Annotated in this window: 10 protein-coding genes, 3 tRNA genes and 1 rRNA gene; 5 read left to right on the forward strand and 9 right to left on the reverse strand. The window is 47.9% G+C overall.

The genetic code is table 11. From position 1 onward, the window contains the following. Nucleotides 1-6 precede the first annotated feature (6 nt). The gene (gene poxB / locus NFHSH190041_RS16245; RefSeq protein WP_261922778.1) at nucleotides 7-1,731 is read right to left on the reverse strand and encodes a ubiquinone-dependent pyruvate dehydrogenase; all 1,725 of its coding nucleotides are present in this window, start codon (nucleotides 1,729-1,731) and stop codon (nucleotides 7-9) included. A gap of 292 nt (nucleotides 1,732-2,023) precedes the next feature. On the opposite strand from poxB, the gene lipB reads away from it, so the two are divergent. Together lipB and lipA are read left to right on the forward strand one after the other, a co-directional pair. Continuing rightward, nucleotides 2,024-2,683 (forward strand): lipoyl(octanoyl) transferase LipB, encoded by a 660-nt coding sequence (lipB, locus tag NFHSH190041_RS16250; protein WP_261922779.1) that lies wholly within the window; start codon nucleotides 2,024-2,026, stop codon nucleotides 2,681-2,683. Beyond that, nucleotides 2,676-3,641 carry a lipoyl synthase gene (gene lipA, locus NFHSH190041_RS16255; RefSeq protein WP_261922780.1) on the forward strand — a complete coding sequence of 322 codons (966 nt, stop codon included), beginning with the start codon at nucleotides 2,676-2,678 and terminating at the stop codon, nucleotides 3,639-3,641. The genes lipB and lipA overlap by 8 nt, the downstream gene beginning before the upstream one ends. A gap of 67 nt (nucleotides 3,642-3,708) precedes the next feature. Here lipA and rimI read toward each other — a convergent pair whose 3' ends face one another. Further along, the gene (gene rimI / locus NFHSH190041_RS16260) at nucleotides 3,709-4,194 is read right to left on the reverse strand and encodes a ribosomal protein S18-alanine N-acetyltransferase (RefSeq protein ID WP_261922781.1); all 486 of its coding nucleotides are present in this window, start codon (nucleotides 4,192-4,194) and stop codon (nucleotides 3,709-3,711) included. Further along, nucleotides 4,161-4,493: a DNA polymerase III subunit psi gene (locus tag NFHSH190041_RS16265; RefSeq protein WP_261922782.1), complete on the reverse strand. Its 333-nt coding sequence runs from the start codon at nucleotides 4,491-4,493 to the stop codon at nucleotides 4,161-4,163. The genes rimI and NFHSH190041_RS16265 overlap by 34 nt, the downstream gene beginning before the upstream one ends. 176 nt (nucleotides 4,494-4,669) lie before the next feature. Here NFHSH190041_RS16265 and dpsA point away from each other — a divergent pair, with 176 nt between their 5' ends. Further along, nucleotides 4,670-5,143, forward strand: a complete 474-nt coding sequence (dpsA, locus tag NFHSH190041_RS16270) for a DNA starvation/stationary phase protection protein DpsA (protein WP_261922783.1) — start codon at nucleotides 4,670-4,672, stop codon at nucleotides 5,141-5,143. A 101-nt stretch (nucleotides 5,144-5,244) separates the two neighbouring features. On the opposite strand, the gene NFHSH190041_RS16275 is transcribed toward dpsA, so the two are convergent. Continuing rightward, nucleotides 5,245-6,138, reverse strand: a complete 894-nt coding sequence (locus NFHSH190041_RS16275; RefSeq protein WP_261922784.1) for a LysR family transcriptional regulator — start codon at nucleotides 6,136-6,138, stop codon at nucleotides 5,245-5,247. Between the two features lie 135 nt (nucleotides 6,139-6,273). On the opposite strand from NFHSH190041_RS16275, the gene NFHSH190041_RS16280 reads away from it, so the two are divergent. Both NFHSH190041_RS16280 and NFHSH190041_RS16285 read left to right on the forward strand, forming a co-directional pair. Further along, nucleotides 6,274-7,530 carry an adenylosuccinate synthetase gene (locus NFHSH190041_RS16280; protein WP_261922785.1) on the forward strand — a complete coding sequence of 419 codons (1,257 nt, stop codon included), beginning with the start codon at nucleotides 6,274-6,276 and terminating at the stop codon, nucleotides 7,528-7,530. Between the two features lie 232 nt (nucleotides 7,531-7,762). Further along, nucleotides 7,763-8,838 (forward strand): IS3 family transposase gene (locus tag NFHSH190041_RS16285; RefSeq protein WP_261921927.1). Its coding sequence is split into 2 segments (ribosomal slippage): nucleotides 7,763-8,015 and nucleotides 8,015-8,838, totalling 1,077 coding nucleotides; the frame shifts between segments, so codons are not numbered across the junction. 374 nt (nucleotides 8,839-9,212) lie between these two features. On the opposite strand, the gene NFHSH190041_RS16290 is transcribed toward NFHSH190041_RS16285, so the two are convergent. The 5 genes from NFHSH190041_RS16290 to NFHSH190041_RS16310 all read right to left on the reverse strand — a co-directional run bounded on the left by NFHSH190041_RS16290 (nucleotide 9,213) and on the right by NFHSH190041_RS16310 (nucleotide 10,960). Then, nucleotides 9,213-9,289, reverse strand: a tRNA-Trp gene (locus NFHSH190041_RS16290). A gap of 291 nt (nucleotides 9,290-9,580) precedes the next feature. Beyond that, entirely contained in the window at nucleotides 9,581-10,120 is a 540-nt protein-coding gene (locus NFHSH190041_RS16295) for a hypothetical protein (protein WP_261922786.1), read from the reverse strand. Nucleotides 10,121-10,644: 524 nt separating this feature from the next. Then, nucleotides 10,645-10,721 (reverse strand) — tRNA-Asp (locus NFHSH190041_RS16300). Between the two features lie 12 nt (nucleotides 10,722-10,733). Further along, nucleotides 10,734-10,849, reverse strand: a 5S ribosomal RNA gene (gene rrf, locus NFHSH190041_RS16305). 35 nt (nucleotides 10,850-10,884) lie between these two features. Continuing rightward, a tRNA-Val gene (locus tag NFHSH190041_RS16310) sits at nucleotides 10,885-10,960 on the reverse strand. Nucleotides 10,961-11,011 lie beyond the last annotated feature (51 nt).

Consider the following 11,011-nt stretch of genomic DNA (forward strand, 5'->3'; position numbering starts at 1 on the left):
ACGCAATTAGCGGAATAAATTGCTCTGGGTCAGTTGGATCAAATCATTCCCCTTACCATTATAAATTGCCCGTAGCATATACAGGCCAAAACCTTTCCCTTGGGCAAAAGAGATTTTTGGCGGCATGCTCAACTCAAATTTATTCGACATCACTTCTAACAGCGCGGGTCCATCCACGGCCAATAACTCATCAATTGCGGCCGATAACTGATGCGGATCACTGACTTTTATGCCAGTAATGCCGCAAGCTGTGGCGATATCGGCAAAACTGGGGTTACTCAGATTAGTGGCATCAGAAATAAAACCATCAGCCTCCATTTCCATCGCCACAAAGGCCAATGAGCTGTTATTTAACACCACGACTTTGACCGGCAATTGATAAGGTTTAAGGGTTAATAAATCCCCCATTAACATGGAAAATCCCCCATCCCCACACATGGCAATCACCTGACGATTTTTATCCACTGCCTGCGCACCAATTGCCTGCGCCAAGGCATTCGCCATCGAGCCATGGTTAAAGGAGCCAATCAAACGCCGTTGCCCATTCATCTGCAGATAACGAGCGGCCCACAGGGTTGGTGTGCCAACATCACAGGTAAAAATCGCATCGGCATCCGCTTTGTCACTGATCAGGGCGTTAAGGGTTTGAGGATGGATTAAACGACTGTCAGGGGTGATATCGGCCAAAGCATCCAATCCAGCGCGCGCTTTACGGAAATGCGCAGTACATTTTCGTAAAAAGGCATCATCGGATTTTGCAGTTAATTGCGGCAACAGTGCCTGTATGAAAGTCTGAACATCACTGACTACACCAATATCCAACTGCACATGACGGCCTAGCGCATCAGGCTGATTATCAACCTGGATCACTTTCGCACCCTTAGGATAAAACAGCCGAAATGGGAAGCCGGTACCTAACAGAATAACGGCATCGGCACTATCCATGGCGTAATAGCCAGAAGAAAAACCAATAAGCCCAGTCATCCCGATATCATAGGGGTTATCATACTCAATATGCTCTTTACCCCGTAGAGCATGCACTATCGGTGCCTTTAATTTTTCCGCCAATGCAATAACATCTTTATGCGCGCCGGCACAGCCTGCACCACACAAAATTACGCACTTGCGCTCACGACTAAGCAAGTTGGCACAGTCCTGCACCACACTTGCATCTGGCTGCACAACGGGCAATACCGGCGCCTGCCATTTGATCGGAATATTAGCGGGCATTGATGCCAAAGCCACATCGCCAGGCAGCACCAACACGCTGACGCCTCGTTTCAAAATGGCTTGCCGTATTGCCGCCTCCAGCAACTCAGGCATCTGCTCTGGGTGGCTTAACACCTGGCAAAAAACACTGCATTCCTGAAATAGCGCTTTAGGATCAGTTTCCTGGAAATAATGGCTCCCCACTTCAGAAGAAGGGATATCTGATGCAATCGCTAGCACAGGCACCCGATTACGGTAACAGTTATACAAACCATTGATCAGATGCATATTCCCCGGACCACAGGAGCCTGCGCACACAGCTAATTGCCCTGTGACTTCAGCTTCAGCCCCTGCGGCAAAGGCTGCCACTTCTTCATGCCGGGTTCCCAGCCACTGTATGTTACCCTGTGCCTGAAGGCTGTCATTGATACCATTAAGGGAGTCACCAGTGACCCCCCAGATTCGACGAACCCCGGCCTGATATAACAGCTGGGTAATATAGGCAGCAATTGTCTGTTTCATAGGCTTGTTACACTCATCCATTGGGAAGACTGAACAACATTTCTACGCCTATCACCACCGCGGGGTCAATATCAGTAAAAGTTAAATAAAATTAATAAGTTAACCCTTAAATAAGCCAATATCCATATGGTAGCTGGATGTTAAATCATATGCTCCTCCGACGAGGAAACAATTATTCCGTTACATTTTGTGACATTCGTCAGATAACGCAGCGATAAAACTGTGATCTATATACCATTTACCTGAGCTAACGTATAATAGGGCCACCAACATTCGAGGGGAGAGTTTGCCCTTGCAAATCAATACATTACATGTTCGCCATCTGGGGATGATGGATTATGAAACTGTGTGGCACGCCATGCAGCATTACACTGATACCCGCACCCAGGACAGCCCAGATGAACTCTGGCTCGTCGAGCATCCTCCGGTTTTTACTCAAGGTCAGGCAGGTAAAGCAGAACACCTGCTGGCAACGGGTGATATTCCAGTGATCCAAGTCGATCGCGGCGGACAAGTGACTTACCACGGGCCAGGCCAACTGGTTGCCTATCCTTTGCTGGATATCCGCCGTCGCAAACTTGGCGTACGCCAACTGGTCACGAAAATCGAACAAAGTTTGGTTGATTTGCTGCGGCCATACCAGATTAATGCCTATGCCAAAGCCGATGCCCCTGGGGTATATGTGCATGAAGGGAAAATCGCCTCCCTTGGCCTGCGGATCCGCAAAGGCTGTTCTTTCCATGGATTGGCACTGAACGTGGATATGGATCTCACCCCATTTTTACGCATTAATCCCTGTGGCTATGCCGGACTGGAAATGCTCCAATGCAAAGCCTTGGGTGGCCCCCAGACCGTCGCTGACGCCGGCGCTCAACTGGCAGAGATTTTCTGCCACCGGTTGGGCTATGACCAAGTGATTCACCATGAAGGATTAGACAGACAGTATGAGTAGACCTGAGAGATTACAGCCCGGCGTCAAACTACGCGATGCCGACAAAGTTGCCCGAATCCCCGTTAAAGTGGTGCCGTCTGAACGTGATACCATGCTGCGCAAACCCGACTGGCTTCGCATCAAGATGCCAGCGTCCAATCAGCGTATTACCGATATCAAACAGGCGCTGCGCAGCCATGGACTACATTCCGTGTGTGAAGAGGCTTCCTGCCCCAATCTAGCAGAATGTTTTAACCATGGTACCGCCACCTTTATGATCCTTGGCGCGATCTGTACCCGCCGTTGTCCATTCTGCGATGTTGCCCATGGTCGGCCACTAAAACCTGATCCGGATGAGCCGAAAAAACTGGCCCAAACGATCGCGGATATGAAGCTGAAATATGTCGTCATTACCTCGGTTGACCGGGATGATCTACGCGATGGCGGCGCGCAGCATTTTGCAGACTGTATCCGGGAGATCCGAGCGCTTAACCCAGAAATCAAAATTGAAATTCTGGTACCGGACTTCCGCGGTCGTATTGATGCGGCACTGGATATTCTTGCTACCGAGCCACCGGATGTTTTCAACCATAACTTGGAAACTGCGCCAGCGCATTACCGTAAAGCCCGCCCCGGTGCTAACTATCAGTGGTCACTGGATCTCCTGAAACGTTTCAAAGAGCGGCATCCCGAGATCCCAACCAAATCCGGCATTATGCTGGGACTGGGGGAAAGTAATGAAGAAATTGCCCAAGTACTGCGGGATCTACGCAGCCACAATGTCAATATGCTGACCCTAGGGCAATATCTGCAACCATCAAAATTCCATTTACCGGTTATGCGTTACGTCACCCCACAGGAATTTGATGACTTCCATGATCTGGCCATAGAGCTGGGCTTTACCCATGCGGCATGTGGCCCATTGGTACGCTCCAGCTACCATGCAGATCTGCAAGCCAAAGGGGTTGAGGTAAAATAACACCTTGCCAGCTCTTTCATAAAAAAACAGCGCAATGATGCGCTGTTTTTTATAACCAATCCCAACGTTATTGCGCTGATAACAGCAAATTCAACTGCATTAAAATCGCATCTTCTGTGCCATGCTCGGTCCGATAATATCCTTGGCGACAACCGGTTTCGATAAAACCCAAATTAAGATACAGCGCAATCGCAGCAACATTGCTGCGCCGCACTTCCAACAGTAGTTGTTCCGCCTCTGTGTTCGCCAGCCATGACAGTGCACTTTGCATCAACTGCCGCCCCATTCCCTGCCCCTGATAGTCAGGCAGCAGGCAAATATCCATCACAGTGGCATCTTCAAACAACTGATGCAAAATGATAAAGCCACATAATTGCTGGTCGACAAACACGCCCAGAACATAATAAAAACGGCCAAAACAGCTGGTAATCGTCTGCTCACTCATGGGATGAGTGTGCGCTTTAGCAGCAATCTGTGCCATTAAGTTCGCATCATCTGGCTGTAATTCGCGGATCTCTATCACTGTGCCTCCCGCTGCCAAATTTGCTGCCATAACGCGCGCTTTGCCTCACTGCCACTGCGTAGTTGCGGTAATGGCGCTGAGTATAAAATACCAGGCTTATGGGGGCGGTTCATCAGACGCAAATCCCATATGACTTGCTCATGCGCCACGACCCGATTTGCAAACCGGCACTGCTCAGCGGTTATCCCTAATAGGTGCAATACTTCATTAACCAATGGCTCACCAGCCAAGCTTGTAGGGTCATCGCACAACACCACGGGCTGGGGGGCTGCATCACGGGAGCGCCAGCGTGAAATCCCCATGGCATCAAGGTAAGTCTGTCTATTCATAACATTCCTGACGGCTGAATTGGCCATAGGATACCAGTTTGTCCGGCCAGTGCGAGCGGTTGTGATCTTTCCGCTAAATTAATTTGCAAATACGATTAAGGATATCGCGTTTAACCGCTTAAAATGCCGATTTTAACAGCGTATGATTTGCTCATTAAAACATAAGGAGCGTAAAAATGAGCAAAATAAATATTGGTATTAAAGAACAGGATCGCGAAGCCATTGCTGAAGGCCTAAACCAACTGTTGGCCGATACTTACAGCCTGTATTTGAAAACCCACAGCTTCCATTGGAATGTCACAGGCCCTATGTTCAATACCCTGCATTTGATGTTTGAACAGCAGTACACAGAGCTGGCACTGGCTGTTGATGTGATAGCAGAACGAGTTCGAGCCTTGGGAGCCCGGGCACTTGGATCTTATAGTGCTTATGCCAAACTGACTGAGATTACTGAAGATAATGGTGTTTCTTCTGCCCGTACCATGATTGAAGAATTGCTAGAAGGCCAAGAAATCGTTATCCGTAAAGCCCGCTCACTGTATCCATTGGTTAACGGTGCCGATGATGAGGCCACCAATGATTTGCTGACTCAACGTATTCAAACCCACGAAAAAACAGCTTGGATGCTGCGCAGCATGCTAGAAGAATAATCGACTAAAACCCAAACGGACAGACAACCGTCTGTTTGGGTTTTACCCAACCTCCCTGTTTCATCTCATCTTTCCTGCATCTCGTCATACTGTCACCGGGTTTAGTTACCGGTATCGGGTAAGTTTACCTGCTGATCTTTTAAGGTATCTTCAATCCATTTTAATAACTGCTTCATCGCCTTGGATAACACCTGATTTTTACGTACCACATAGCCAAGACTGTTACTGGGAAATTGAGTTAACAAGGTCACATTGGTTTTCAACTGCCGCTTAGTTGCCAAAGCAAAATCCGGCACAATAGCAATACCAAATCCCGCCTCAGCCCAATCAATTTGTGCATCGACACTGCCCACCTCCATCACCCGATAAGCATCTAATTGCAAAGAGGGAATCGCACTGTCTAGCAATTCACGCGTACGAGTATCATGCCCGAGTAAAATCAGGGTCGGCGCTTCATTACCACCTTGGTGTTGCCAGGCACTGAGGTTATCTCCCAAGGCATACCAGCGGATCTGATGTAGCGGCGTAAAGTACAGTGGCAAGGTGTCTTTTTGGGCCATCACAAAGCCCAAATCGGCTTTAGCACTTTGCACCAATTCGGCCGCTTGGCTGGATGTGGTATTAAGCAGGCTTAAATCAATCCCCGGGTATTTCTCTTTAAACTGTTGTAATGGACGGATCAATAATAACCGGGAAATGATGTCACTGACCGCGATGGTCAGTGTCCCCTGAGACAAATCATTCATCGCATTTAAATCGGCCTGGCAGATCAGCATTTCTTGCTGAACATGCTGAGCGGTATGTAGCAAACGCTCCCCCGCCGCAGTTAGACAAAAGGGGTTACGCTCCAATAGCTTGGCCCGCACCTCTTGCTCCAATAACCGTATCTGCAAACTCACATTGGGTTGCGTCATATGCAGCTTTTCCGCCGCGCGGCCAAAATGCCGCGTTTCAGCCAAGGTGGTAAAGGTCTGTAGCCATTTTAATTCAATCATGTGATGCCCTAATTATGTGTCAAAGCCATATTACATTCTTATCAATGTGATAAGAATAATTAATTTTCCTTATCAAGCTGAAGTGCTTAACATGAGCACTTCTTTGTTGAAACAGCAAAATTTAAGGAATTCACTATGTCTGCTACTGTGGTAGTTGGAGCCAACTGGGGTGATGAAGGAAAGGGCCGTATCGTGGATTATCTGGCAGGTGAAGCTGCAGCCAGTATCCGTTATCAGGGCGGCAACAATGCCGGTCACACCGTGGTAAACGAATTTGGTACATTCAAACTGCACCAGTTACCCAGCGGGGTATTTAACCCACAGTGTCTGCCTGTTTTAGGCCCAGGCATGGTGATCAGCCCAGAGCCACTGAGCCGTGAAATTGCTGAAGTGGAAGCTGCTGGCATTAAAGTAAATATGGTGATCTCTGATCGCGCTACGCTATGCCTGCCACTGCATGCTCTGGAAGATGCATTGGAAGAGCAGCGCCTGGGCAGCAAATCATACGGTTCGACTAAACAAGGTATCGCACCTTGTTATGGTGATCGGGTAATGAAAAAGGGCATTTTGGTTGGTTGGTTAAAGCAACCTGAAGTCCTGCTGGAGCGAATCCAATTCTGGCTGGACTGGAAACTGCCACAGTTAAAAGCTCTGTATCCAAGCTTTGAGTTTTCTCAAACCGCAGAAGAAATGACGGCCTGGCTGTTAGAAGTCACTAAGCCTTGGCAAGATTTTATCTGCAATGTCTCTGTACCCTTAAAAGCCCTACAGGCTGAAAACAAAAATTTATTACTAGAGGCACAACTGGGCGCAGGACGCGACCTGGTATACGGTGAATACCCATGGACAACATCATCCAACGTTATCTCAGCCTATGCCGGTATCGGTTGTGGTCTGCCAGCGTTGCGTCCTGAGCGGGTGATTGCCGTGGCCAAAGCTTTCAGTTCTTCTGTTGGCACTGGCACCCTGATCACAGCAATGGAAGAGCAGGATGCCTTCCGTGAAATGGCCGGGGAATTTGGTGCGGTGACTGGCCGTCCTCGTGATATGGGATATTTCGATGCTGTTGCAACTCGTAATGGTGTGGATCTGCAGGCCGCCACTGAAGTTGCGCTGACCAAGATTGACTGTCTGACCGGCATGAAAGATCTGAAAATCTGCGTTGCTTATGATGGTGAGCACAGCGAAAACCCTATCTGGCCTCAGACTGCACAATTGGCTCCTGTGTACGAAACCATGCCAAGCTGGGATGAAGACATTACCGGCTGCCGTACTTTCGACAGTCTGCCAGCAGCAGCTCAACAATATGTACTGCGTATTGAAGAGTTGATGGGTGTACCGGTTAAGATGATTTCTGTTGGCCCAGAGCGCGATCAGATGATCAATCGCTAAATCGGATAACCCCAAGCAAAACGGACAGCTCAGGCTGTCCGTTTTTGTTTTAAGTACAATAACTTTCTCATCCTTGTACTTTTACGCACTGATGTTGTTTTCTAATCGTCTCAATCAGCCAATTTAAACACGATACCAAGCTAAATGAGCGATAAGCCCAGGTAGTCCCCCCGAAAAATAACAGCAGCCAAAAGTAGAATTTTCTCGTAAGGTAAAACGTAGGAGATTCGACATGAAAACATCGCGATACACAGACAGTCAGATAATTAACATCCTCAAGCAAGCTGAAGCAGGAACGCCCGTTCCAGAGCTTTGTCGTGAGCATGGCATGAGCAGTGCGACCTTTTACAAATGGCGTGCAAAATATGGTGGCATGGATGCGTCACTCATGGCACGCATGAAAGAGCTTGAGGACGAAAACCGGCGGCTCAAGAAAATGTATGCAGAAGAACGCCTCAAAGCCGAAATCATTCAGGAAGCCATGGCAAAAAAGTGGTGAAGCCCAGTGAGCGGCGAGTGCTTGCTCAGCAGTCTGTGGCGGCTTCAGACATCAGTATTCGAATGGCGTGTCGCATTTTCAGTGTCAGTGAAAGTTGCTACCGCTACCAATCAGTCCTTCGAGATGAAAATGCGGATATTGCCGATTGGCTTATCCAGCTGACGACAGATGAAAATGACTGGGGCTTTGGTCTGTGCTTTGATTACCTGCGCAATGTGAAAGGCAAACTCTGGAACCACAAACGCGTATATCGTATTTATTGCGAGTTGGCGTTAAACCTGCGTATTCGCCCCAAACGACGGCTAAAACGCCATGCCCCAGAGCCTCTAAAAGAACCCGTGCGGCCGAATCAAGTTTGGTCTGTAGATTTCATGCATGATCAATTAGCCGATGGCCGACGCTACCGCTTATTCAACGTTATCGATGATTATCATCGTGAAGGTTTGGCGATTGAAGCGGGATTGTCATTGCCAGCATTACGAGTTATTAGGACGCTAAATCAACTCTTGGAGCAGCGGCCAAAGCCTTCAATTATCCGTTGTGATAATGGGCCTGAGTTCATTAGCGGTGAGTTTGTCAATTGGGCTAAGCGACACAACATTCGGATTGAATATATTCAGCCAGGTAAGCCCCAGCAGAACGCTTACATAGAAAGGCACAACAAAACAATTCGATACAGTTGGGTCAGCAAGCATCTTTTCGACTCAATAGACGAGGTACAAGACTACGCAACAAAGTGGCTTTGGTTTTACAATCATGAACGACCACACAAAGCAAACAATGGCAGGCCACCACTGATGGCTGCTTAGCCTCTACTTTAAACTGCGGTTAAAAAAGGGAGGACTACCCCCATACAAACACGCTAACAACCCCCCACCAAAAGCTTACAGCCAAGTCTATTCATGACTTTATCGCAAATTGTGGCTTCTAGCAGCCGATCCCCATCAATAACCATGTAACAAACTGCTTAGCAGTATCAGGATGCCGCTGAATATCAATAGCGCTGCGACTTTGGCGCGGCGCCAATATGGAGCCATAACAACAATACAGAGTTAAGCGTATAAGCAGTAAATAAGAGAGAATGAAACCAATCTTGGGATAGCACTAAAAAAATGCACTTGAGATAGCGAGGTAAATAGCAGAAAAGCAAAAGGCCGCTCATAAGAGCGGCCTTTCTGGAATGTGGCAGGGGTGGCAGGACTCGAACCCGCAACCATCGGTTTTGGAGACCGCTGTTCTACCAATTGGAACTACACCCCTGTTGACGCGGTGCATTATGCAAAAAGCCCTGCTAAAGGTAAAGCACTTTTTCCTTAAAAACTGCATGACTGCAGCTTTTTCGGACAATGTGCGCAATAAACAGTAAAACTGCTGGTTTTAGCAACTTTATCGCGCAACCTAACAACAACGTCCGTCTGCTATTAGGCTTTAACTTCTCGCTTAAAATAGAAAAAATCGTGCACTCACAAAAGATTCATCGCGTAAATAACATCAAAAACAACAACCAAGTAGCATGTGTTTTTGACTTAGTATCACTACATGATGAAAAGCTTACTGCTGCAACTCAAGCCGGGTTTCACGTTTCAGTTTATAATCGCAACTCGTCCCCTGAACTTGGCAAGCCAACTCTTTACTCAACATGCGACTGCCCTGACGTTCCCATTCCAACTTTAATTTGGCAGGCTGACCATTATTCTGCCCATTCCGGCTATAAACTAACTTCCAATGGCTAGCATCTTTAAAGTCCACTGAGTCCACTTTATATTGATGTAGCGAGCCATTACCGCGACGAAAATAAGATTCGATCAGGGCATTAGTTTCTGGATGCCAAGTCATCAAGCTCATCGCATAAGCACGCTGTCCCGCTTCCGCATAAGTCAGATAACGGATAACAGTAGCCTTGTCAGGGGTGGTTTCTGTATTCACCCGCAAATCCACAGTTTTAGCTGGATTACCAGCATAACGTACCTGACCAACCCACTGCCCAGCGGACCCCAACACGGCCCTCCAAGCATCATTACCCGCAGCAACAGCGGGTAATGTCATCACGCTCAAACACACTGCTGCAGCCCATGTTTTCATGCTACTCATTTATATACTCCTGAAATGTGACTCTGAAAATCAAAATAAGGCATGACATACCGGCAATATCCACCTAACGCGGAGAAGATAAAAGTGCCAGATATGCGAAAACAGATTGTATCAGGCGTTGATACAGTTATCACAGTGATAATCACAGCAAATGACAAGCCGACGCTTTACAAATACAAAGCCTAACTAACGGAACGTTTGAGCCAATTACACATATAAAAGCCTTGTTATTTCAGACGGGGCTTTGATGTCAGTGGCGGACGAATGTGGCAATCGCCACAAGCCTATGAGCGCGAAGCTTTAGCGTAACTGGGGCGGACGGGACTCGACCCCGAGTGCCGTCGGCACGCGTGACAGGGTGAAATGACGCAGTCATGCTATGAACGAGAGGCAGGGACGCCGAACTGGCTTTGTACAGGATGTATTCTGACTTCTCTAAACAAAAAGTCTTACTAACTGAACTGTACAAGTTAAATTCTAAATACAAAAAAGCCCCGTCATTTCTGACGAGGCTTCGATGTAAGTGGCGGAGCGGACGGGACTCGAACCCGCGACCCCCGGCGTGACAGGCCGGTATTCTAACCAACTGAACTACCGCTCCACTAAATTAGGCGCTTGGCGATGACCTACTCTCACATGGGGAAACCCCACACTACCATCGGCGCGACTGCGTTTCACTTCTGAGTTCGGAATGGGATCAGGTGGGACCACAGTGCTATTGTCACCAAGCAAATTCGTTAATTCGGAAAGCTGTACAAAAAATATGGTGGTCGCTACTGGGCTCGAACCAGTGACCCCCTCCTTGTAAGGGAGGTGCTCTCCCAGCTGAGCTAAGCGACCTGGGATTCTTTTCGCTTTGAGTTCAAAACTTCAATCAAGTCTTGATTATTC

This window comes from Shewanella sp. NFH-SH190041 (genome assembly GCF_024363255.1).
Taxonomy (GTDB): Bacteria; Pseudomonadota; Gammaproteobacteria; order Enterobacterales; family Shewanellaceae; genus Shewanella.

Coding starts and splice junctions, on each gene's coding strand:
- poxB (WP_261922778.1), bottom strand. CDS start 1,731: ATGAAACAGACAATTGCTGCCTATATTACCCAGCTGTTATATCAGGCC.
- lipA (WP_261922780.1), top strand. CDS start 2,676: ATGAGTAGACCTGAGAGATTACAGCCCGGCGTCAAACTACGCGATGCC.
- rimI (WP_261922781.1), bottom strand. CDS start 4,194: ATGGCAGCAAATTTGGCAGCGGGAGGCACAGTGATAGAGATCCGCGAA.
- NFHSH190041_RS16265 (WP_261922782.1), bottom strand. CDS start 4,493: ATGAATAGACAGACTTACCTTGATGCCATGGGGATTTCACGCTGGCGC.
- dpsA (WP_261922783.1), top strand. CDS start 4,670: ATGAGCAAAATAAATATTGGTATTAAAGAACAGGATCGCGAAGCCATT.
- NFHSH190041_RS16275 (WP_261922784.1), bottom strand. CDS start 6,138: ATGATTGAATTAAAATGGCTACAGACCTTTACCACCTTGGCTGAAACG.
- NFHSH190041_RS16280 (WP_261922785.1), top strand. CDS start 6,274: ATGTCTGCTACTGTGGTAGTTGGAGCCAACTGGGGTGATGAAGGAAAG.
- NFHSH190041_RS16295 (WP_261922786.1), bottom strand. CDS start 10,120: ATGAGTAGCATGAAAACATGGGCTGCAGCAGTGTGTTTGAGCGTGATG.